Annotated in this window: 15 protein-coding genes; 4 read left to right on the forward strand and 11 right to left on the reverse strand. The window is 58.1% G+C overall.

The genetic code is table 11. The features are described from left to right. Positions 1-75 precede the first annotated feature (75 nt). The 3 genes from N7220_RS04585 to N7220_RS04595 all read right to left on the reverse strand — a co-directional run bounded on the left by N7220_RS04585 (position 76) and on the right by N7220_RS04595 (position 4,158). Entirely contained in the window at positions 76-2,127 is a 2,052-nt protein-coding gene (locus tag N7220_RS04585) for a prolyl oligopeptidase family serine peptidase (protein ID WP_283150285.1), read from the reverse strand. A 163-nt stretch (positions 2,128-2,290) separates the two neighbouring features. Then, on the reverse strand, positions 2,291-3,286 hold the full coding sequence (locus N7220_RS04590; RefSeq protein ID WP_283150286.1) for a Gfo/Idh/MocA family protein: 996 nt from the start codon (positions 3,284-3,286) through the stop codon (positions 2,291-2,293). Positions 3,287-3,441: 155 nt separating this feature from the next. After that, a complete protein-coding gene (locus tag N7220_RS04595) occupies positions 3,442-4,158 on the reverse strand; it encodes a hypothetical protein (RefSeq protein ID WP_283150287.1) in 717 nt (238 codons plus the stop codon). 270 nt (positions 4,159-4,428) lie between these two features. Here N7220_RS04595 and N7220_RS04600 point away from each other — a divergent pair, with 270 nt between their 5' ends. The 3 genes from N7220_RS04600 (at position 4,429) to N7220_RS04610 (ending at position 12,297) form a co-directional block, all read left to right on the forward strand. Further along, the gene (locus N7220_RS04600; RefSeq protein ID WP_283150288.1) at positions 4,429-6,183 is read left to right on the forward strand and encodes a response regulator; all 1,755 of its coding nucleotides are present in this window, start codon (positions 4,429-4,431) and stop codon (positions 6,181-6,183) included. A gap of 535 nt (positions 6,184-6,718) precedes the next feature. After that, positions 6,719-6,937: a hypothetical protein gene (locus tag N7220_RS04605; RefSeq protein WP_283150289.1), complete on the forward strand. Its 219-nt coding sequence runs from the start codon at positions 6,719-6,721 to the stop codon at positions 6,935-6,937. Next, complete coding sequence (locus N7220_RS04610) at positions 6,934-12,297, forward strand: autotransporter outer membrane beta-barrel domain-containing protein (RefSeq protein ID WP_283150290.1); 5,364 nt, start codon at positions 6,934-6,936, stop codon at positions 12,295-12,297. The genes N7220_RS04605 and N7220_RS04610 overlap by 4 nt, the downstream gene beginning before the upstream one ends. A 113-nt stretch (positions 12,298-12,410) precedes the next feature. Here the strand turns inward: N7220_RS04610 and trhP are convergent, their stop codons facing one another. Beyond that, positions 12,411-13,763, reverse strand: coding sequence for a prephenate-dependent tRNA uridine(34) hydroxylase TrhP (gene trhP, locus N7220_RS04615; protein WP_283150291.1), 1,353 nt, complete (start codon positions 13,761-13,763; stop codon positions 12,411-12,413). Between the two features lie 924 nt (positions 13,764-14,687). On the opposite strand from trhP, the gene proC reads away from it, so the two are divergent. After that, positions 14,688-15,488: a pyrroline-5-carboxylate reductase gene (gene proC / locus N7220_RS04620; RefSeq protein WP_283150292.1), complete on the forward strand. Its 801-nt coding sequence runs from the start codon at positions 14,688-14,690 to the stop codon at positions 15,486-15,488. Positions 15,489-15,744: 256 nt separating this feature from the next. Here proC and dxs read toward each other — a convergent pair whose 3' ends face one another. The 7 genes from dxs to N7220_RS04655 all read right to left on the reverse strand — a co-directional run bounded on the left by dxs (position 15,745) and on the right by N7220_RS04655 (position 23,016). Next, the gene (dxs, locus tag N7220_RS04625) at positions 15,745-17,586 is read right to left on the reverse strand and encodes a 1-deoxy-D-xylulose-5-phosphate synthase (protein WP_283150293.1); all 1,842 of its coding nucleotides are present in this window, start codon (positions 17,584-17,586) and stop codon (positions 15,745-15,747) included. Positions 17,587-17,598: 12 nt separating this feature from the next. Further along, the gene (locus N7220_RS04630) at positions 17,599-18,465 is read right to left on the reverse strand and encodes a polyprenyl synthetase family protein (protein WP_390901578.1); all 867 of its coding nucleotides are present in this window, start codon (positions 18,463-18,465) and stop codon (positions 17,599-17,601) included. A 17-nt stretch (positions 18,466-18,482) separates the two neighbouring features. Next, a complete protein-coding gene (gene xseB, locus N7220_RS04635; protein ID WP_283150294.1) occupies positions 18,483-18,719 on the reverse strand; it encodes an exodeoxyribonuclease VII small subunit in 237 nt (78 codons plus the stop codon). A 362-nt stretch (positions 18,720-19,081) separates the two neighbouring features. After that, positions 19,082-19,414, reverse strand: a complete 333-nt coding sequence (locus tag N7220_RS04640; RefSeq protein ID WP_283150295.1) for a hypothetical protein — start codon at positions 19,412-19,414, stop codon at positions 19,082-19,084. Positions 19,415-19,703: 289 nt separating this feature from the next. Next, the gene (nadC, locus tag N7220_RS04645; protein ID WP_283150296.1) at positions 19,704-20,549 is read right to left on the reverse strand and encodes a carboxylating nicotinate-nucleotide diphosphorylase; all 846 of its coding nucleotides are present in this window, start codon (positions 20,547-20,549) and stop codon (positions 19,704-19,706) included. A gap of 52 nt (positions 20,550-20,601) precedes the next feature. Continuing rightward, positions 20,602-21,957, reverse strand: coding sequence for a phosphomannomutase/phosphoglucomutase (locus tag N7220_RS04650; RefSeq protein ID WP_283150297.1), 1,356 nt, complete (start codon positions 21,955-21,957; stop codon positions 20,602-20,604). A gap of 45 nt (positions 21,958-22,002) precedes the next feature. After that, entirely contained in the window at positions 22,003-23,016 is a 1,014-nt protein-coding gene (locus N7220_RS04655) for a YheT family hydrolase (protein WP_283150298.1), read from the reverse strand. Positions 23,017-23,126: the final 110 nt, after the last annotated feature.

The raw sequence follows: 23,126 nt of genomic DNA on the forward strand, positions 1-23,126 counted from the left end.
GGCGCTTTTCTCGAAGGCGCAGTACCGCAAACTGCTCATCAGCCACCAACCGCGACATACAGCGCCGCTTTAGGGTTAGCGCAACTGCCGCCACAAATAGCTGAATTCCAGCGCCAGCAGATGCGCGCGTTGCTCATTATCCGCCGCGCCACCGTGCCCGCCTTCGATATTCTCGTAATACAACACCGGGTGTCCAAGCGCCAGCATGCGCGCCGCCATCTTGCGGGCGTGTGCCGGATGCACGCGATCGTCCCTTGTGGAGGTAGTGAATAACACTTCCGGGTAGTTGCTGTCAGTTTGCAGGTTCTGGTACGGGCTATAGCGCGACATAAACGCCCAATCTTCGTCGAGATCGGGATTGCCGTATTCAGCCATCCACGAGGCACCGGCGAGCAAGGTGTGATAGCGCCGCATATCCAGCAAGGGCACCGAGCACACCACTGCGTTGAACAGTTCCGGCCGCTGGGTAAAGGTTGCTCCGACCAGTAAACCGCCGTTGGAACCACCCATGATGCCTAGATGTTCGGGACTGGTGACACCACGGTCGATCAGGTCTTCGGCAACAGCAATAAAGTCGTCATAGCTGCGATGTTTGTTTTCGCGGATCGCACTGCGGTGCCAGTCCGGGCCAAACTCGCCACCGCCGCGAATATTGGCGACGACCCACTGCGCGCCTTTATCCAGCCAGGCGCGGCCATATACAGCGGAGTACCAAGGCTCCAGCGATACCTCAAAGCCACCGTAGCCATACAACAGCGTGGGTTGTGGAGTACCGCTGGCAGCGTTGTTGCCAATCAAAAAGTAGGGAATACGCGTGCCATCGGCGGAGACGGCGAACCGCTGCTCTACCCGCAGTTTGTCCGTGCCGAACAAGGTGGTGCGCGCTTTCAGACATTCGCGCTCCGCGCTATCGGTACTGGCCAGGTAAAGGGAATCCGGCGTGAGAAAATCGGTGTAGCTCAGCAGATAATGTTCGGCCAGCGGGTCCTCGGCCAGTTGCGGATCATGCAAAGCGCCCACGCCCAGCGTACCTGGAAAAGGCGCATCCACAGCCTCGCCGCGAAAATGCCCGGCCGCGTCCTGACGCCATATCTCCAGTTTGCCAGCCACGTTATCCAGCACGTTCAGCAGCACGGTGTCGCGGGTCAGGGTGTAGTCGGCCAGAGAACGCGTGGCACTTGGCGTGAAGATCGCCTGAGCGTGCTTGTCGCCACCCTGCCATGCCGCCGCTTTGGCAATCAACAGCGAGCCTGCTGGCCAGTTCTGCTCAGCAACGGTGAGCGGGCTGCGCAAGCGCAGTAGCAGTTGGTCGCGCACGAAATGCGGGGATGAATCAGTCGGCACATCCAGCGCCAGCAAAGTGTCGTCGTCGTGCAGCACAAAGGTATGCGCGTTGTAAAAATCGATCGACTGGGTAAACACGGTGCGCTCAAAACCCGGTGTGTGATCCACCCAGACGCTCACGGCGACATCCGTCGTTGCGCCTTCGAATACGGTAACGGCTTCGGCCAGCGGCTTGCCACGCTGCCAGCGCTTGATAATGCGTGGATAGCCCGAATCGGTGAGCGAGCCTTCGCCAAAATAGGTACTGACATAAATGGTGTCGGCGTCGATCCAGTCCACGCTGGATTTGGCTTCCGGCAGCACAAACCCGTAGGTCAGAAAAATTTTGCTGACCGTATCGAATTCGCGCACCACCACAGCGTCCGCGCCACCGCGCGATAGCTGGATCAAACAATGCCTATGATCCGGCCCGAGTGTGTGTGCTCCGGCCCAGACCCAGTTTTCGTTTTCCTGCAGCGATAGTTCATCCAGGTCCAGCACGGTTTCCCAGTCTGGAGCCGGTTTGCGATATTCATCCAGCGTGGTCCGCCGCCACAATCCGCGCTTATGGTCCTGGTCTTGCCACAGGTTATAAAACCACTCACCGCGGCGCACCACATAAGGAATGCGGTCACTGGCATTGAGCACATCGAGGATCTGCGGCTTGAGTTCGGCGTATTCCGGCTGCCCGGTCAGTTCGCGCTGCGAAACCGAATTGCGGCCCTCAACCCAGGCCAGAGCCCGTTCACTGTCTATCTCTTCCAGCCACTGATACGGGTCGTCACTTGGCAAAGTCTGGGTCATGATTCGGGGTTCTGGTTAGCGCTGCAGTGGTAAAAACAAGCAAGTAGTGCAAGCCGCGTTGCGGGCAAATTCATCCACAAGTCATACCGGCTTATAGACAGCTTATCCACAATTTATTCACATACATTTTCAAAGTCCGCACCTACCGATGAAAGTGCCGTGATCAATCCAGCGTCACCCACTGTCCCGGCTGCGCCAGCGTGCGAGTAATGACCTGCATGTCACGCCAGCCAGCGGCAAAATCGCTGGTAACCGGCTGACCACTGCGAATCGCCCGGGCAAAAGCACGCATCTCGGCGGCATAGCCATCGTCATCGTCCCGGCGCCATTCGCGGGTTTTATCGGGGCGCACAGAAGTCAGCAGCAATTTGCGCCCGTCGTATATCGCCGCACCATGTTCGGCCAGCAGCACCAGTCGCCACTCATTGTGCGCCGCTGCGGAGAAATACAGGTTGAGCGTCACGTTGACGCCTGAAGCGGTTTGCGCGCTTAGCATGGCGCCATCGAGTTGCCCGAGCTTGGGATTAACCTGGCTGGGAGACAAACTGGCACGAGAGATTTCGCCGAGCAAATCGCGCACCACGGCGATGTAATGCACGCCCGCATCCAGCACCAGCCCGCCGGGGAAAGCCTCCGATGACCGCCAGCCGCTAGCCAGGTAACGGTTGTCTTCCTGCATCAGTGTCATGGCGTTCCAGTTCAAGGCGTAGGGCCGACCAGCCTCGCCAGAATCCAGCCACTGCTTGATGCGCTCGAATGCGGCGGCGTAGCGAAAATTCTCTGCCACCATGGTGATCAGATGTGGGTATTGCGCCGCGAGCGCCAGCATTTCTTGTGCTTCGGCCTCGGTTGCGGCCAGCGGTTTTTCCACCAGTACGTGCTTGCCAGCAGCCAGCGCTGCCCGCGTGGCGCGCAGGTTTTCCGTGGCCGGAAGCACGATATCAACCGCTTCGATGTCGGGGCGCGCCAGCAATTCGTCCCAGCCCACGTACCAATCCACACCGCCGGACATGGCCGAGAAGTGCTGGGCTTTCTGGGCGGTGCGGTTGCATATGGCAACCAGTTCTACATGTTCGGTCACCGCTTGCAGTGCGGGCCAATGCAGCTCACGAGCGGCGACACCGCAACCGATCATCCCGATCTTGACGGGGTGATTCATGGGTCTGGCTCCTGAAAGTCGGGGGAATGTTTTTTTAAAATTATGAGAACTGGCGTTACGTTAACGCGGACCGATGGCCGGACGCAAAACGGCGGCGCAAGGCCAGGTATAAGTACAACACCTGACCCGCGCCGCCGTGCATCGGTAGCAGCAAATTATGGCGCCAGCAGTGGTTCCAGCTTGGCTTTGGCCGACTCCACCCAGTCCGGGATATAAAACTGGGCATCGTCGATGGCAATGGCTTCGACTTCGGTAAACAGCTCAACCGACTTGGGCGCACCGCGTCGCGACTGGCGCGCAATGTGCGACACCTTCCACATGGTTTGTTTGACCGTTTGCGGCTTGTTCCACAAATCGTCCAGATGGGTCAGGCCCGACGGCAACACAAAGTAGGCGTCAATCTGGTCGTAGGTGGTTTTTTCGTGAAAGCGGGCCGGATACAAACACAGCAGCAAGTACGGCAGATAGTGCGGTTGCAGCCCGGCATGATCGAAGATGCCGCGGGTGTTGGCATCCATCAGCGCACGTTGAAAATCGCCCCACGCCAGCTTGCGGCCCGACAACGAATACGCCTTCAGATAGACCGGATAAAGCTGGTCCAGCAACCACGCGCGAATGCGCTTGCCATTGGCAACATCCAGCGCCGAAGGCGGCAAATTGAATACGTTGTGGCGATATTTTTCGATGGAACTGCAACGGCTGCCGCCTTTGTGGGCAAAGTGCGTCATCGTGTGCGGCGGATGCGCCACGCGCAGCACCAGTTCGGCCTCACAGATCTCACACAGGCCAACGGCGTTGTCACCATAAGTGTGACGAAACCACTCCGCGCTCTGGATTCCTTGCCCGTTCGGGTCTGTGGCGCGATGCGTCATGGACATCTCCTTCTTTGATTCTTTGATAATTGGCTCAGCACTGCGCTAATTATGACGGTTTGGATACGGTTACGGGAGAAGATACCGCTGCAACCTGACTATTTCCTGCCAGACGCCGGATGCATGTCAGCTGTCGCCATGCCGTGCTGCCTCTTGTCCATCGCGGAAAACCCCTTGGTACATGCCAGAATCCAGCTACATTGAAACGATACCCAGCGTAATTACTGTCTTCACTCTGACGCTGCCTGGAGTAAAGCCTGGAGCCGTGCAATGTACCGGATCGTGATTGCCGAAGAACAACCGCTTACCCGTCACGCCATACGCAATCTGCTGGAACAAGAAGGTCACGAGGTCGTCGAAGAGGCCGCCGATGGCATGGATGCGCTGCATCGCGTGCTGGAACTCAAACCGGATATCCTGATCCTGGCGTTGCGGCTCAAACGCCTCGGCGGACTGGAAGTCATCAAACGTTTGCGTCAACACGGAGCAGACACCCGCGTGCTGGTACTCACAGCCCAGGACAGCGGCCACTTTATCAGCATGTGTCTGCAGGAAGGTGCCGCCGGTTTTGTCAGCAAGACGGATGACCTGGGCGATCTGGTACAAGCGGTGGAGGCCGTAGGATGCGGGCGAACTTTCTTCCCTTCCTCCGTACTGGAATTTACCGGCACTGACCCGGCCACCCAGGCGGCCGACGCGCAGATTCAGACCCTGTCGCCACGCGAAATGACCGTGCTTAATTATCTGGCCGCCGGGCGCAGCAACCGGGAGATCGCCCAAGCGCTGATTCTGAGTGATCGCACCGTCAGCACCTATAAAATCCGCCTCATGCGCAAGCTGAACGTGAGTTCACTGATTGAACTGGCAGAGGTTGCCAAACGGCATAACGTGCTGGGACCGGGCCAGAGTGCCGAGGCCGAGTCCAATGCCTTGCAGGTCATTGACGAGCAAAACCCCCATCTGACAAAAACGATTCTGGATGCCATTCCCTCACCTGTCACCATTCGTGACCTGACCGGTACCGTGCTGTTTGCCAATGCGTATTTGCGGTCCACGTTTACCCTGCCAGGTCGTGAGGTCATGGGTAGCAATCTGGACGATCTGGGTGGCTTGTTCGACCTGACGCAAGTCGCTGCCGTCAAGACTGCATTTGCCGATGCGGTGCAGGAAGCCAGGCCCTATTCTTGCGAAGTAGCTTTTCCCGGAAAAGATGGCACCAAGGCCGTGCTGCACTGGGGCGCGCCGATCCTGAACGAACAAAGCGAGCTGATCGCCATGGTGTGCGGCAGCCAGAATATCTCCAGTTTGGAAAGGGGATTTCAGAAACTGCGCCAGGCCAAAGAGCATGCGCAAGCCGCCAGCAAGGCAAAAAGCGTGTTGCTGGGGCAAACCGACTGGCAACTAGGCGAACCCGTACAGTTGATCGGCGAGTTACTGCAACAACTGCAAACAGACCGTGCCAGCCTGCCGCTTGCAACCCAGGAGGTGCTGGGCAAAACACGCGACGCTTTGCTGGCATTGCGCACGCGGCTCACCAACCTGGAACTGTTGGTCCAGGCGGAAGGCGATGATCAGGGCTTGCTCGCGGTGCGCACGCCGCTGCATGGCCTGACCGTGGATTTGCTTGAGTCCTGGCGCAATGCCGCCAGCCAGCGAGGTCTGGACCTGCAACTGGAGCAAAGCGGTACCGGCATGCAACAAGATCAGGTCTGGCTGGATCAGCGCTGTTACGCCGGGATTGTGAATGCGCTGATGCGCCATGCTGTCGCCACCACGTCAGGCACTGGCACGTTGCATGTGCAGTTGCATTCCACGCTGCAAAGTCGCGCCATGCTGGACATGCAACTGGATATTTCCATCGATACTGCGGATGCGATCTGGCTGGATCAACCCGAACAAGACCACGCCAGCATGTTGCTGTGTCGGCAGTTGGTGGAGCGTCTGGATGGGCGCCTGAACCTGCACGGGCAGCAAATCAGTTTGTGGCTGCCGCTGCCTCGCGCGCTGAATGAGCCAGTGCCATAACGTGACTGCGGATATGTGCCAGGCATTCATCAGATGCAACGCCGGTGAATGGGCAATTCCTTTAAAAACCGGCCTCGCAGATACGATGTAGTGCCATTCCTACGTCACGTGCGTGATCTGGCGATTATCGTCTTTTTCTAAAACTTTCATGATAGCGGCCATGTATTGGTCATAAGACCAGTTGGATGGCTGTTATCTGAAAGGGCTTCCCATGAAATTCGTTTCGAATACCTGCCGTATTTGTGCTGACCCTGTACCGAAAAACCAGGCTGTCTTGAATTACGGCTGGCTAGCGGGATTCTGAGAGCATTTCATTTGCTGGATATATTGCGCTGGTTTTAAAAGCCAGACGCGGCAGTTTCATTTCCAGCTCATCAGAGCCAGCGGCTTGCTGCTTTTCAATAACGTGAATCCGCTTTGTTTCGCTCCATTGCGAGGCAATGTCACGTCCCTAATTACTTCATGAATGACCGAGTTGGCGAATTTTAATTGGGCATGACCAATTCATCTCATTCAGCAAAGTGAGCATCCTCAAATGAAAAGAAATTATTTTGTGACCGATGAAAACCTGCGAATAGATGCCAATCAGAATTTGCCGCAACGCCATACCGCAATGAGCACAGCTAAAGATCGATTCAATCTCGAAGACTTCATCACCATTGCCAATGCGGGCAATTCAAGGGCTGACCAGCTTGCATTGCAAGCAGTGCTCCGCGCGCCAGCCAACACTTTGAGTGGGGAGTACCAATCATGAACCGCTTCTTTCGCACAATCTGGAATGCCAGCCGCAATGCCTGGGTTGCCGTCGCCGAGAATGCCTCTGCACATGGCAAACCGGCCAAACAGCAGACAGTGGGCGAGCATGTGAACTTGCCTCGCAGCGTGTTGGCCGTGGGCTACGGACTGGTTTTGGCGCTGGCCGGTGTAGATGCGTTGGCCGTGGCAACCATTGAACTGTCCGAAGACGACACCAAAACAATCCTTGGCGGCTACAAGGACCAGGCCAAAGCCGGTGGCGCCGCACCGGATGCCACGCAAGTCGTTGAAAACTATCTCTTTACTGGAGGAATATTGGATGTAACCGGTGGTTACTACCGCGCAACCGGCAAATTCACCGTCGCCGAAGGGCAATATGGCAAGATCACTGGCGGCAGTGGTACTGGGCTGCCTTCCTACTTTCCGACGCTTCCGGCACTGGATGTCGCGCCGTCGAAATCCGGTGCCATGTTCCTGCTTTACGACCCGCGCGAACCGGGCGGCCAATTGGTACTGGAAAAGAACGCCACGCTGGAAATCGCGTTCAATTATGAAGGCCGCAATTATGTCGCCGTAACCAACAACGGCAATTACGACTACAACTACACGCCAGTGGTCTTCGGCGAAAACAGTCATATCAAGCTGACTGGCGGGACGTTCCGCTACGACCCCTATCGCCACGATACCGATGTAAAACTCTCCAATTTCATCTTTAACGGAGGCTGGCTTTCAACCCGCGGCGGCGACGATATCATCACTGCGGATGAAGACAACCAAGCCATCGGCAAGATCGAGATGGGCATGGGTTCGGACACCTTTATCGTGCCCGAAGGCATCTCCATCACCGCATTGCGAGTCAACGGCCAGCCAGTCAGCGAAGTGCGGATGTACGAATTTGCCGATACCCAGGACAAAGGCACCGGCGGACTGACCGGCAGCATGGGGGAAGGCACCGGGCAAAACCCCAGTGACACCGTGCAAATCAGCAGGAATGCTTCGTCCACCGACATCGTCTACAACTTCGGTTATTACAACGATTTCATGACCGTGGCTGACGGTGCGCAACTCATCGGCGGCAAGGTCAGCATGGGCAATGGTCCGGATACCTTCACCGCCACGGCCGCGACGCTCAATGGTGTATCGATCAAGCTTGATGACGGCGATGACACGCTGAACCTGACCGGCACCACGCTGCAAGGCGGCGTCGCCATTGATCTGGGCAACGGCAACGATACGGCCAATCTGCGCGACATGTCGCTGAATCTGGCAAACGCATCGAGCATGCTGCTGGGCGCGGGCAACGATACGGCCAATCTCACCAATGTGAGCATTTTCGGCAGCACCACTACCGACTCGATCACCTTCGGTGCAGGCACCGACACGCTGAACCTCACCCGCGTCAATGTGGACCAGGCCAGCATCGGCATGACCAGCGGCGCCAATGTGGTGAACGTACTGGCCGACGTGAGCGGTGGGACGACTGTTGTCACCGACAGCCTGAACTTCACCAGCACCGACAAGCTCAGCACACTGCGCATTCAGGACAGTGCGACCTTGGCTCTGGACGATGCCAACGTGGGCTTTGCCGGGAAAGTACAAGTCAACACAGGCGGGACACTCGCAGGGAATGGCGCCGTGACCTCGACCAACGGTGTGGCGCTGAACGGCACATTGCAGGTTGGCGATGGCGCTACGGATGGCACGCTGAGCGTAACCGATAGCGTGCGCATCGACGCCAACGACGGCGCCCTGATCACCGGTAGCGGCACATTGTCGTCCAGCGGCATTACGCTGAACGGCAGCGTCGATGCCAAGGTCGAAGCGGACCGCGCCCTGGTTTACAACGACGGGCTGGCTGGCACCGGCAGCCTGCACAAGGCAGGCAGCGGTACGCTGGCGCTGGGCGCGGCGAACAGCTACAGCGGCGGCAGCAACGTCGATGCAGGCACCTTGCTGCTCAACAACCAGGACGCCGCCGGGATCGGCGCCGTGGCGCTGGCCAGCGCCACGACAGTCCAGTTGGCTTTCTCCGGCACCGATGGCAACTACGACGCCACCTTTGCCAACGACCTCACTGGCACCGGCGATGTGGTGGTGAGCGGTCACGATATCAGCATCACCGGCGACAACAGCGCCTTTGCCGGGCAATGGCAGATTGGCAACGCGGCCAGCATGCAAGTCAGCGTTGACCAGCAAAACCTCGGTACCGCCGCCATTGCACTGGATGGCACGCTGAATGTGGCACCGGCGAGCGGCGGCTTTACCGTAGACAACACGTTGACTGGCCAGGGTACGGTGATCGCCAATATGGGCGCCGCCGACCAAGCCTTCAATTTCGGGGCCAACACCGGCAGCGCCTTCACCGGCACGCTGGATATGGGTCGGGGCACGCTGGCACTGCAAGGTGACAACACCAGCGCACTGACTCACGCCACCTTGCTGGTCGATAACGGCAGTGTGGTAACCGTGGGCGATGGCGAACAAGCCATTGGCGGCCTGGCCTTTAATGGCGGGACCACCGTATTCAACGCCACGGTGCCCGATGCAACGATTGCCCAAAGCACTATCAGCACCGCGCATCTGGATGCAACCGGAGCCGGCAACGTACGCATTACCATTCCGGCTCCTTACGTCCCCAGTCCAGTCGATACGCCCAATACCGCCAATCTGCTGCAACAAGATGATGGCGAGATCGGCGTGCAACTGGTCAAGGCCGCTGCGGTCGAGGGCTACGGCGGCGCCCTGAGTCTGCAAGACCAGCACGGCGCTACTGTCGGCAGCACCACGGTGCTCGATATCACCCAACAAGGTGAAACCGTCGCCCAGGGAACGTATGGCTACCGGCTGACGACCGAACCCGGCGACGGCTTGTATGTGAACTACGGCCTGACTCAACTGGATCTGCAACAAGACCAGACCCTGACGCTGGCGCAAAACACCGGCGCCACCGGGGCAGCAGCGGATATGTCGGCAAAGATTATCGGCAGCGGCAATCTGGCGATTAACGCGGGTGGCGGGGTGATATCACTCTCCAACACCACCAACAACTATGAAGGTGAAACCTCAGTACAGAGTGGTACGTTGCGGCTCGAAGCCAATAACGCGCTGGGCAACACCAGCCAGTTGAACATTGCCAATGCGACGAGGACCAATCTGAACGGCAAAACCCAGACGATCGGCGCGCTGGATGGCGCGGCGGGTTCGATGCTGGACTTCAACGGCGGCGCGCTGAGCATCCGCAACGGCGGTATCTCACAAGGGGCGTTGACCGGGGCGGGTGATCTGTTCGCGCTGGGCGGCACGCTGGATGTGCAAGGTGCCAACGCGGGCCTGACTGCCCACACCCGGATTGCCAATGGCGCCACAGTGCAGCTGGATCACGTGCAAGGCCTGGGCAGCGGCAACATCAGCGACACCGGCACACTGCAATTGAAGGGCGCCACGGGAGATCTGGCCAATGTGCTGGATGGCACTGGCGCGGTAAATCTGGCCGATGCGGCCAATGTGACCCTGGTTGCCAACAACAGTGCTTTCTCCGGCCAGTTTGCAACTGCCGCGGGCACAGAGTTGACTGCTTCCAATGCCGCCAATCTGGGCACCGCCAGCGTGAACAACGGCGGTACGCTCAATCTGAACGTGAATCAGGACTGGAATCTGGTCAACGCCGTTGATGGCGCTGGCACAGTGGTCAAGAATGGCGCAGCAACACTGTCGGTGAATACCGCACAGGCCTGGACCGGCAATACCGAGGTCAACGCCGGGACGCTGTTTGTCGGCAGCACAGGCCAGCTGGCGAGTGCCAATGTCAACGTTGCGCCAAGCGCTGCGCTGGGTGGTTACGGCACAGTGAATGGATCGGTGAACAATCGAGGTGCCGTATTGGTCGGCAGTGCCGCGCAAGCCGGTGGCCCGCTCGGTGCGTTCAATATCGGTGGTGATCTACACAATGCCGGAACCGTCATGCTGGCCGGGGCCGATGGCCAGCCGGGCAACACGCTGAAAATTGCTGGTAACTACGCCGGTCAGCCGGGCAGCATGCTGGTGTTCAACACGGTGCTGGGTGACGATAACTCGGCCACTGACCGCATGGAAGTCACCGGCAATACTTCGGGCAGCAGCCGTGTACAGGTGAGAAACGCCAATGGTGCCGGTGCCCTGACCAGTCGCGGCATCGAACTGATTCAAGTCGATGGCCAGTCTGACGGACAGTTTGCGCTGCAAGGCCGGGCGGTGGCGGGCGCGTATGAGTACAAGCTTTACAAGGGCTCGACCGATATTGCTGATGGCAACTGGTATCTGCGCTCGCAAAAGGATCTGTCACTTGTCGATGAACCTGATCCGGAGATTGAACGTGGCCAGCCCGGCCATCCGGTCGTTACCGACCTGGGCGCGCCAGCCGTTGTCACACCTGTCTATCGCCCGGAACCCGGCGCATACCTGGCCAATCAATCCATGGTCAAAGGCTGGCAGATGCAAACCCTGCGTGATCGGGTCGGCGAATCGTACTTTGACCAGAATGCCGCAGAACCACGCGGCGCATGGGCTCGGGTCACGGGAGATCGTACCGACAGCACCGCTGGTCACGGCGAACTGAGCCAATCGGGTTCGCAGTATCTGCTTCAGGCAGGTGGCGAATTCGCCCGCTGGGATAAGGATGACGGCCAGCGCGTGCACCTGGGTGCCATGATCAGTGCCGGTCATGGTTCCACCGACATAACAGCAGATGGCAACAACGCCAGGGCGCGCGGTGAAGTGAACGGTGTCAGCGTCGGGCTGTATGGCACCTGGTTTGACAATGCCGCTGAACACAAGGGCGCGTATGTCGACAGCTGGCTGCAATATGGCCGCTTCGACAACAAGGTCAGCGCCGATGCCTATGCCACCCAGTCGTACAAGTCGAATGCCTTGTCCGCCTCGGTGGAAGCAGGTTACGACCTGCCCGTGCATGAACGTGATGGCAAGCAAGTGGTGGTGACGCCGCAAGCGCAAATGGTCTACACCAACTACCGCGCCGACAACGTGGTGGATGCCGCAGGCACCCGCATCAATGGGCAGAACGGTGGTCAGATTGATACCCGCGTGGGTGTACGGGTGTACCGCCGGCAAGCGGTGGACGATGGCAGCAATCGCGTACAGCCATTTGTTGAGGCCAACTGGCTACATGGCAATCATGCCGACAACGTGAGTTTTGATGGCCAGACCGTCGCCAGCGACACTCCGGCCAACCGTGGCGAGCTGAAAGCCGGTGCGGAAGCGCGGCTGGATCGCGACACCACTGCCTGGGTTCAGGGCCATGGCCAGTGGGCAGCGGGCTATACCAACTACGGTGCAATCGGTGGCGTTAAATATCGCTGGTAAGCAAGGGGCGATCACGGCGGGCAGACAGGGTGCGCCTCTGTGATCATCAAGTTAAAGGGCTTATGCGCATCACGCATAAGCCCTTTTTTTGTGCAGCGTACAGTGCTGACACGTCAGAGCAGACGGGCAATCAGCGCTTTGTCAAAGCGGGCCTCAAGTGGGATGGCAATCTGCACGCCATTCCCGGCTGCGACCGTCACCGGTTCGTTTTCCTTGCCGCGCATCTGCTGCAATTCGATCACCACATTGCCGCTGGGGTGAATGATTTCCAGTTGGTCACCGACTTCAAAATGGTTTTTGACTTCGATGTCCGCCCAGCCATCCTGAATACGCGTGACTGCGCCGACAAACTGGCTGCGTTTTGATTCGGAATGACCCTTGAGATAATTCTGCGTGTCATGACTTTGGTGGCGTTGCAAAAAACCATCGGTATAGCCACGGTTGGCAAGGCCTTCCAGATCGGCCAACAAGGCCGGGTTGAAGGGGCGCCCCGCCACTGCGTCATCAATCGCCTGCCGGTAGACCTGCGCCGTGCGGGCCACGTAATACAGGCTCTTGGTGCGCCCTTCCACCTTGAGCGAATCCACGCCAATCTGCGTCAGCCGCTCGATGTGCTGCACCGCGCGCAGATCCCGAGAATTCATGATGTAAGTACCGTGTTCGTCTTCCATGATCGGCATGTGTTCGCCCGGGCGATTGGCTTCTTCGATCAGATACACCTTGTCTGCGGCCGGGTGACGCGGCACATCGCCACAAGCGGAGAAATTCTGCTGCGCATCGGTCAGTGCCTGATTGAAGTCGAACCCAATCAATTGCGCATCGCCCGCGTCATCTTGAGCAGTGTCGTGGACTTTGTAATCCCAGCGGCAGGCATTGGTACAGGTGCCCTGGTTGGGATCACGATGATTGAAATAGCCCGACAACAAACAGCGGCCGGAATATGCAACGCACAGCGCGCCGTGCACGAATACTTCCAGTTCCATATCCGGGCATTGCTGGCGGATTTCGGCGATCTCATCCAGGCCCAGTTCACGCGACAGAATGATCCGGCTCAGGCCCATGGATTGCCAGAACTTCACGCCAGCGTAGTTCACGGTATTAGCCTGTACCGACAGGTGAATCGGCATATCCGGCCATTTTTCGCGCACCAGCATGATCAAACCGGGGTCAGCCATGATCAGGGCGTCGGGCTGCATGGCAATCACCGGCTCCATGTCAGCCAGATAGGTTTTAACCTTGGCGTTGTGCGGCAAGATATTGGACGCCACAAACAGTTTCTTGCCGCGCGCATGCGCTTCTTCAATGCCTTGCTGCAGTTGTTCCAGACGGAACTCGTTATTGCGGGCACGCAGGCTGTAGCGTGGCTGACCGGCATAAACCGCATCGGCGCCAAAATCATAGGCAGCGCGCATTTTGTCGAGTGTGCCGGCAGGCAAAAGCAATTCAGGGGCTTTGAGCAGCGTCATGTGAGCAATCCAGAAATGGCAACGGCCCGCCAATGGGGCCGTGAAAGTATCTGGCGGATTATAACGCGAGCATTCCGCTGCCCTGATTTTAGGCAGCTGGTAAAAGTGCCAATAAAACAGCTATTTGATCAACCTATCCACAGGCCATGCACAAGGTTGTGCTGCTGTTTGCGGGGAAAACCCACAGCATCGCAGCCTTGCCGGAAAGCTCATTCTTGCATTGGACATTTTGCCTAAATAACAGGCAGCAGGCATAAAGGCCATGCAGGACAAACACTTGCGGCATTTATCCACAGGGAGCGCACAGCCTTGTGCCCCAACCATGTGGAAAGCCACTGGCGATTGCCCGTTTTTTTGGCAGCCCGATAATTACCTTGCGGCTCAAGGTGTTGTGCTGCTTGTCCACAGCTGACCAACAAGGTTGTTACGCTCTGGCCGTGGATAACTGCGGGGCAGGCCTTTTTCGCAGTGACTTACCAGAGCGTGTTTGCCCGCAAAATACCCTTGCCGCGCCTCCCACAGATGCAAAATCCGCTTCAATCCAATCATTGCCCAAAAAACAGGCGGTGCGAAAATACTGCTTGTGATCAAACACCTGGACAGCTTGTCCACAGGCCACACACAGTTCGCGGCGTTCCGGGCGGGGATAAACCTGGCACGAACCCACAGGCAGTCACCGCAGTTCGAGCCAGACGTACGCAAAGGCGATTGAACAAAAGAAAGGCGGCCAGCTAAATCCTTTGTAAAACAGCGCGCTAAACGGGTTGTCCACATGCCGCTCACAAGTTTGTGCAACTGAAAGTGGGGAGAAGTCGCGACCAATGCTTTTGCCCGCTCGCCATCCCGGAAAATGCTGATGTCTTTAACCGGCATGGCGATTAACATAGCCGCTTGCAACGAACCGCATACGAGGCAGCTTTCACCATGAATATCGGATTTATCGGCACCGGCAATATGGCTGGTGCAATGGTTGCAGGTCTGAAGCACACCCACCCGGATTGGCATGTCCATGGTTACAACCGCAGCCAGGAAAAGCTGCTGGATCTGCAAAATCGCTACGGACTGGAACCAGCGGATTCACTGCCCGAGCTAGCGGCTGTGAGCGATTACCTGATCGTGGCGGTCAAGCCGCAGGGTTACGACGCCATGCTGGCCCAGTTACGCCCGCTGCTGCTGCCACGGCATGTGGTGGTGACGGTAGCCGTGGGTTATGGCATTGAACGGGTCCAGCGCAACGCTGGCGAGCACGTCAAAGTGGTACGCAGCATGCCCAATACCCCGGCGCAGATTGGTGCGGGCATGAGCGCGTTGTGCGCCTCTGACAATGTTAGCGAGGCCGAACGCGCGGTGGCCAAAAGCATCTTCGAAAGCTTTGGCCGCGCCGTGTTTATCGACGAGAGCCAGTTCGATATTTTCTCGGCGGTCGCCGGATCGTTACCGGCCTACGTGTGCGTGATCATCGAAGCACTGGCCGACGCCGCCGTGCAACATGGCATGCCGCGCCAGCAAGCATACGGAGTGATTAGCCAGGCAGTGATGGGTTCCGCGCAACTGGTGCGCGACAGCGGGCGTCATCCAGCCGAACTGAAAGACCAGGTTTGTTCGCCCGGCGGCACCACCATCGCCGCCATTGCCGCGCTGGAAGCAGGTGGCTTGCGCAGTACGCTGATTGAGGCAGTCGGTGCCTGTGTCGTGCGGACCAAAGAGTTGTCCGGGCAGAAGTAGACCCAGGTTTTAAACGTAGTCCGGATGAGGCGTGCCCCTTGCGGGTACTCCCACAAAGCCCCTGGATATCACATATGACCGTTGCAGCGGGACGGCGGGATTCCGGGATCGCAATGCCGCTATAGGCCACTTACACTTGCATTTGCTTGTGTCGCTCCCCGGATTCTCGCTAACGCTTCATCCGGGCTACGAAATAGCTCCCATAAAAAAACGCCAGCATCACTGGCGTTTTTTTATTGCGCAAACCCAAACCGGGTTATCCCAACTTATTGCGAATCGCCGCTTCAATCCCGGCTGCATCCAGCCCGCAATCAGCCAGCAACTGGTTCTGCTCGCCATGTTCGACGTAGGCGTCCGGCAAGCCCAGTACCAGCGTGTTGATCACCACCGCTTGCGCCGACAGACTTTCCAGCACGGCACTGCCCGCGCCGCCCATGATGGCGTTGTCTTCTACCGTCACCAGCAGGTCATGCGTCGCGGCCAGTTCGGCGATCAGCGCATCGTCCAGCGGCTTCACAAAGCGCATGTTGGCGACGGTGGCGTTGAGCGCTTCACCCGCCTGCAGCGCAGCACCGAGACGCGTACCAAATGCCAGGATGGCAATCTTTTCACCACGGCGACGCACTTCGCCTTTACCCCACGGCAACACGGTCATTTCAGTTTCAACCGCCACGCCCATGCCGGAACCGCGCGGATAACGTACCGCAGTCGGGCCGTCGTGCAGGAACGCGGTGTACAGCATCTGGCGACATTCGTTTTCGTCACCCGGCGCCAGAATCGCCATATTGGGAATGCAACGCAGGAACGAATAATCGAACGAACCCGCATGCGTTGGACCATCGGCGCCCACCAGGCCAGCGCGGTCAATGGCAAACACCACCGGCAGGTTCTGTAGCGCGACGTCGTGAATGAGTTGATCGTAGGCCCGTTGCAGGAAGGTGGAATAAATCGCCACCACCGGCTTCATGCCTTCACAGGCCATACCACCGGCAAAGGTCACGGCATGTTGTTCGGCGATACCGACATCAAAATAGCGGGTGGGATATTGCTCGGCAAAACGCACCAAGCCAGAACCTTCGCGCATCGCCGGGGTAATACCTACCAGACGCTCGTCTTTGGCAGCCATATCGCACAGCCAGTCGCCGAAGATTTTGGTAAATGTCGGCTTGGCCGCAGCTTTACCCTGCATGCCGTCTTCTGGCGTGAACGGCGTCACGGCGTGGTATTTGACCGGATCGGCCACGGCCAGTTTGTAGCCCTGCCCTTTCTTGGTCACCACATGCAGAAACTGCGGACCAGACAATTTTTTGATATTGGATAACGTGGCAACCAGCGTATCCATATCGTGGCCATCAATCGGGCCGATGTAGTTAAAACCGAATTCTTCAAACAACAGGCCGGGCGTAAACAGTCCCTTCAATTGTTCTTCGCTGCGTTTGGCCAGCTCACGTAGCGGCGGCACTTTATCCAGCATGCGGCCAGAGACATTGCGAAAGCCGTTGTAAAACTTACCCGACAACATGCGCGCCAGATAGTTGTTGAGCGCGCCGACATTGGGCGAGATCGACATTTCGTTGTCGTTGAGGATCACCAGCAGGTCCACATCACGATCGCCCGCATTGTTCAGTGCCTCGAACGCCATACCGGCGGTCATCGAGCCGTCACCAATAATCGCAATGGCTTTCCGATTTTCGCCCTTGAGCTTGGCCGCTTCAGCAAACCCCAGTGCCGCGCCGATGCTGGTACTGGAATGACCCACGCCAAAGGTGTCGTATTCGCTTTCTTCGCGCTTGGGAAAGCCCGCCAGACCATGTTGCTGGCGCATGGTGGACATGCGCTCTTTGCGGCCCGTGAGCACCTTGTGCGGATAACTCTGGTGACCCACATCCCAGACGATGCGGTCTTCTGGCGTGTTGAACACGTAATGCAGCGCGATGGTCAGCTCAACTGCACCCAGATTGGATGCAAAGTGGCCGCCGGTGCTGCTGATCGAATCCAGCAAAAACTGGCGCAGTTCGGTAGCAACCTGTGGCAGTTCACTTTTGTCGAGTTGGCGCAGATCGCCAGGCAAATTGATTTGGTCGAGCAATGTGGTCATGACTTTATTCTTTTAACTGCGACGGTCGACAATGAAATCCGCCAGGGCATGCAAACGTGCAGCACGTTCACCAAAGGGTTCCAGTGCGGCATGCGCTTGCGCCAGCAACTCGGCAGCTTTGTCTTTGGCGCCATTCAGTCCCAATAGGGAAACATAAGTGGGCTTGTGGTTGGCCGCATCTTTACCGGCGGTTTTGCCCAAGGTAGCGGTGTCGGCCTCTTCATCCAGCACGTCATCCACCACCTGAAAGGCCAGACCCATGCATTTGGCAAAGTGATCCAGCCGTTGGCGGTCTTCATGCGCCAATGGCTGGCCACAGTAAGTGCCCAACACCACGCTCGCCCGGATCAGCGCGCCGGTTTTCAGAATATGCATCAATTCCAGTTCGGGCAGCATCAGTGTCTGGCCGACACTGTAGAGGTCAATTCCCTGACCGCCGCACATGCCCAGACTGCCGGAAGCGCGCGCCAGCACGGCCAGTGCGGCCACTTGATCTTCGGCACGGGCAAAGCTGGCATGTGCGAGCACATCAAAAGCATGCGCTTGCAACGCGTCGCCAGCCAGCAAGGCGGTGGCTTCATCAAACTGCACGTGCACCGTCGGTTTGCCCCGGCGCAGCACGTCGTTATCCATTGCGGGCATGTCGTCATGCACCAGCGAATAAGCGTGGATCATTTCTACTGCAGCGGCGGCACGCGCCAGACAGGCTTCATCCGCGCCGACCAGTTCACCGGCGGCATAAGCCAGTAGTGGCCGCACCCGCTTGCCACCATCCAGCACGGCATAGCGCATGGCTTCATGCAGCCGTGCCGGGGCGTGGCTGACCGGGGGCAGGAAATGTTCCAGCGTGTTTTCCATGCGCGACTGAACGTCACGCATCCAATCTTTGAATTCGGTCACGCTGAGTCCCCATCCACTTTGAGGGCTTGCAGGCGGTCGCCTTCCAGGACCTTGAGCTGGCGCTCGGCATCGGCCAGTTTGCCTTCACAGTATTGCAGCAGCTCCTGCCCGCGTTGCCAGGCAGTGAGTGACGCCTCCAGCGCCAGGTTGCCGGATTCCAGCTGGCTGATCAGCGCTTCCAGCTCGGCAAAACCGGTTTCGAAATTCTCCGGCTGTTTGACTGTTTTGGGCATGGTGCAAAACTCGGCGGAAAATCCTGCGAACATAGCTTATTCGCGGGTTTGGCGTCAATGCTGCGCGGATAACTGTCGCACAATCGATTGGCTGGTCTTGGCCCGATATTGACGATTTGCCGCACTCAAGGCAGCCACCTCATCAGCCAGTCTGCACGGCAAATCCCTGCCTGATCAACGGGTCACTTTCGCCACAGCGGATTCAGGCTGGGTGATGGATCCAGAAACCCCAAAATATGCCCAGGCGGATTTATACCAGGTGGAGCACCAATGTAGTCAGTCGCAATGAAATCAGGCCACGGGCATCAAGAAGACTTGGGGCAAGCTTGTTTTCAGCGCGGCGGCCAGGTATTGACGGGCTTTTAGTGCAGGGCGAATGACTGTTGGGGAAAGAACGTGGCATTGCCATTGCCATCGCGGGCTTGCAGCCAGCAGGCATCGCATTGGGCGCTGGAAGACTGATGCATGCTGCAAGCAATCTGGTTTCCCTGCGATACGTCGAGAGGAAGTTGGCGCGTCTCCAAGCGTTCCGGCATACCCTGCGACAAAGCCGCTCGCGCTACGCTGGGGGCAAATCCCGCCTGGATCAGCAAGCGTTGCAAATCATTGGGCTGGCAACCGCTGGCCAGATTGTCGGCCAGCCAGCCTTGCCATTCCTCGTTCAGATAAACCAGACCACGATGCTGCTTACGCATTTTTCTTCCCCGGGTTGAGGGCACGCTCAACCGGTGCCGTTCAGATTGCGGCCATTCTGCCCGTAAGAAGTTTCTTAATCCACCCATCAGACAACAGGATATTTCTGATTGACCAAATGCGTTCTCACAAATAAATGTGCCGCTTTTTATTTGCGAAAACGCGCCATCAACCGAATTTGCAGCATCCTTGATTTTCCTCAACATACGAGGCGCCAAAAAACCAGCTCACATTCTCATATCGAAAAAACAATTTTGAGTGGCCCTAACGCCACATCAACTTGCATCCAGATCAGATTTTGAAGCGCATCGACAAATCAATCGCCCGCACATCTTTGGTCAACTTGCCTACCGATATGCGGTCCACGCCGGTTTCAGCGATGGCGCGGATGTGTTCCAGATCCACCCCGCCCGAAGCTTCCAGCACTGCCTTGCCACGCGAGCTTTGGACTGCGGCGTGCATGTCAGTCAGGCTCATATTGTCCAGCAACACCGACGTGGCGCCTGCATGCAGTGCTTCGTTCAGTTCATCCAGGTTTTCCACTTCGATCTGGATGGTGACCTCTGCCGGCGCCAAGGCCCGGGCGGCAGCCAGTGCGGCGCTGATGCTCCCGGCCGCCATGATGTGGTTTTCCTTGATCAGAATGCCGTCATACAAACCAATGCGCTGGTTCTCGCCACCACCCACGCGCACCGCGTATTTCTGCGCCAACCGCAGCCCCGGGATGGTTTTACGGGTGTCGTAAACCTTGGCATTCGTGCCCGCGACCGCATCGACATAGCGCCGCGTCTCGGTCGCGACTGACGATAGCAATTGCAGGAAGTTGAGCGACGTCCGTTCGCTGGTCAGCAAACCGCGCGCCGAGCCTTCAATCGTGCACAGCAAGGTGTCTGCGGCCACGCGCTTTCCTTCTTGCACCTGCCAGAGCACGCGGCTGTTGGGGTCGACCTGGCGATAGGCTTCTTCAAACCAGGCCTGACCGCAGATCACGGCATCTTCGCGCGCGATGACCGTGGCGCTGCCTTTATGGTCTGCCGCAATCAATTGAGCGGTCCAGTCACATTGGCCAATATCTTCATACAGTGCGGCAGCCACCTGAGCGGCGATAACGTGATTTGCAGGCAATACAGCAGTCATGACTTCTTGTTTCCTGAAAGATATGGATAGCTCGTGTTTTCAGTTGGCCGGTTTAGTGTTCCGGCCATGGCAGCGGTGCGATGGCAGTTTTGACCTCACCGCGAATCCGCGCCAGTGCGGCGTCGTTTTCTGCTTCCAGCCGCAGCGTCAACACCGGCGTGGTGTTGGAAGCGCGGATCAGGCCAAAGCCGTCCGCGTATTCAATGCGTAAACCGTCGATGGTGATCAGGCTGGTGGAGGTCGGAAAGGTCGCACTTTGCGCAATCCGTGCCACCACCGCGTGACCGTCTTCCGACACCGGCACCTGGATTTCCGGCGAAGAAACAAATTGCGGCATGCTGTCCAGCAAGGCGTCCAGATCAGTGCCAGCGGCGATCATTTGCAGGATGCGCGCGCCGGCATACATGCCGTCGTCAAACTTCCATTGGCCAAACGCCAGGTGGCCGGACAACTCACCAGCAACAAGGGCATTTGTCTCTTTCAGCCGCTTTTTCATATGCGTGTGGCCAGTGGCAATGGCTTCACTGGTGCCGCCCAGTTGCTGCACCCACACCGATACCGCCCGGCTGGATTTCACGTCGTACAAGATATGGCCACCGGGCTGTTGATCTAGCTCTGCCTTGGCGAACAACATCAGAATTTTGTCGCCGGGGACGATCCGGCCACTTTTGGTGACCACGCCCAGCCGGTCGCCATCACCATCAAACGCCAAGCCAACATCAGCGCCGCTGCGAGCCACTTCAGCCTGCAGGTCGACCAGATTGGCCGCAACTTGTGGATCGGGATGGTGATTGGGGAAATGGCCATCCACCTCGGTAAACAGGCCGGTCACATTGCAGCCGAGCATTTTGTATAACTCAGGAGCCATTGCTCCGGTCACGCCGTTGCCGCAATCAATGACCACGTTCAGCGGCCTTTTCAACTGATTCTGGGCGCACAAGTCGGTGAGGTAATCAGGGGTAATATCCAGCGTTGCAACACTACCCGTGCCAGTGGCGAAGTCTTCGGCTTCGATCAGGTCGGCCAGACTCGCGAGCTTTTCATCGCCCACGGTCACGCCGCCATCCATGATCTTGATGCCATTGTAATTGGGTGGGTTGTGGCTGCCGGTCACCACCGCGCCGCACCCGTCGGTACGATACAGCGCCGCGAAATACATCATGGGTGTCGCGGCCAGGCCTAGATCGAGCACTTGCAAGCCGCCCTCCTGCAAACCACGAATCAGTTGCGCGGCAAGTTCCGGGCTGGATAAACGCCCGTCACGGCCAACTGAGAAACGCTTGTGACCTGCGCGTACGGCCATGGTGCCGGCAGCGCGGCCAATCAGGTAAGCGGCTTGTGGCGTGAGCTTGTCCACGGTGGAACGGACGTCATATGCCTTGAACAGGGTGCGGTCGATGCGGGCCATAATACCTCCGGTTTACAGACTGTGTTCACAGGCTGTGTTTACAGATTATTCGTGCAGCGCTCGTGACGCTGGCAAATGCGCTTGAAAGAACTTCAACAAGGTGTCGGGCAACCACGCCAGTTGGCCTGGCGGCCTGCCGCTGGCAAACCCGACATGTCCGCCCGTTTGCGGCTGCAGCAAAGTCACGCTGGCGGACACATCCATGCGCGTGGGCAAACTGTGGGCGGGAATAAACGGATCATTGCGGGCGCTGACAATCAGCGTGGGCACCGCAATATTGATCAGATGCGGCTTGCTGCTGGCGGCTTGCCAGTAATGATCCACATTGCGAAAACCATGCAACGGTGCGGTGACCAGGTTATCAAACTCACGCAGGGTTTTTGCCCGCAACAGCGCGTCGCGGTCAATCCGCGTACTCGCGTGCAACTTGAGTTTAGTCAGGGTTTTGGTTTTAAGCGTGCGCAGAAATTCACGGGTATAGATCTGCCGGTTCAACCCGGCATCCAGCACCGCGCCACAGGCGGTGAGATCCATCGGCGCGCAAACCGCAGCAGCACCGTCGATCACCTGACTCGCCGCACTGCCGTTCTCACCCAGCCATTTAAGCAAGGCATTGCCACCCAGCGACACCCCAGCCGCAAACAATGGCGCGTCCGGATATTGCTGGCGAATGCGTCTGAGTACCCAGTCGATCTCGGCCGAATCCCCCGCATGATAAGCACGCGGCAGCTTGTTGGTGATGTCGCCGCATGAACGGAAATGCGGCACCACGCCGCGCCAGCCGCGCGCCGTCGCGGCCTGGAATAAAGACAAGGAATAGTGGCTGCGCGAACTGCCTTCCAGACCGTGAAACAGCACCACTAATGGCGCGTCTGTCGGGCCGTCCAGCCAGTCGGTGGCGATCTCGTCGTCGTCGGGGGTCGCCCATAGTTCGCGGCGAAATGCCAGCTGAGGTCGTCCGCCCAATATCAGCGCGGGATAAAGCGTTTGCAGATGGCCGCCGGGCAGCCATGACGGCGCATGGTAATCGGCAATTTCAGGGTTCAAGTCGCGTAGCATGGGCGAAGGCTAGTGCAAGCGGGCTGCGGGTTCAAGCGCAACCCGCAGCAAACAGCGCCTGCGCGCCCGTCAACCCTGCGCGACAGGCTAGCTATCAACGCCAGGTAACG

It is taken from the genome of Silvimonas soli (assembly GCF_030035605.1).
Lineage (GTDB): Bacteria > Pseudomonadota > Gammaproteobacteria > Burkholderiales > Chitinibacteraceae > Silvimonas > Silvimonas soli.

Coding starts and splice junctions, on each gene's coding strand:
- N7220_RS04585 (WP_283150285.1), bottom strand. CDS start 2,127: ATGACCCAGACTTTGCCAAGTGACGACCCGTATCAGTGGCTGGAAGAG.
- N7220_RS04590 (WP_283150286.1), bottom strand. CDS start 3,286: ATGAATCACCCCGTCAAGATCGGGATGATCGGTTGCGGTGTCGCCGCT.
- N7220_RS04595 (WP_283150287.1), bottom strand. CDS start 4,158: ATGACGCATCGCGCCACAGACCCGAACGGGCAAGGAATCCAGAGCGCG.
- N7220_RS04600 (WP_283150288.1), top strand. CDS start 4,429: ATGTACCGGATCGTGATTGCCGAAGAACAACCGCTTACCCGTCACGCC.
- N7220_RS04605 (WP_283150289.1), top strand. CDS start 6,719: ATGAAAAGAAATTATTTTGTGACCGATGAAAACCTGCGAATAGATGCC.
- N7220_RS04610 (WP_283150290.1), top strand. CDS start 6,934: ATGAACCGCTTCTTTCGCACAATCTGGAATGCCAGCCGCAATGCCTGG.
- trhP (WP_283150291.1), bottom strand. CDS start 13,763: ATGACGCTGCTCAAAGCCCCTGAATTGCTTTTGCCTGCCGGCACACTC.
- proC (WP_283150292.1), top strand. CDS start 14,688: ATGAATATCGGATTTATCGGCACCGGCAATATGGCTGGTGCAATGGTT.
- dxs (WP_283150293.1), bottom strand. CDS start 17,586: ATGACCACATTGCTCGACCAAATCAATTTGCCTGGCGATCTGCGCCAA.
- N7220_RS04630 (WP_390901578.1), bottom strand. CDS start 18,465: ATGCGTGACGTTCAGTCGCGCATGGAAAACACGCTGGAACATTTCCTG.
- xseB (WP_283150294.1), bottom strand. CDS start 18,719: ATGCCCAAAACAGTCAAACAGCCGGAGAATTTCGAAACCGGTTTTGCC.
- N7220_RS04640 (WP_283150295.1), bottom strand. CDS start 19,414: ATGCGTAAGCAGCATCGTGGTCTGGTTTATCTGAACGAGGAATGGCAA.
- nadC (WP_283150296.1), bottom strand. CDS start 20,549: ATGACTGCTGTATTGCCTGCAAATCACGTTATCGCCGCTCAGGTGGCT.
- N7220_RS04650 (WP_283150297.1), bottom strand. CDS start 21,957: ATGGCCCGCATCGACCGCACCCTGTTCAAGGCATATGACGTCCGTTCC.
- N7220_RS04655 (WP_283150298.1), bottom strand. CDS start 23,016: ATGCTACGCGACTTGAACCCTGAAATTGCCGATTACCATGCGCCGTCA.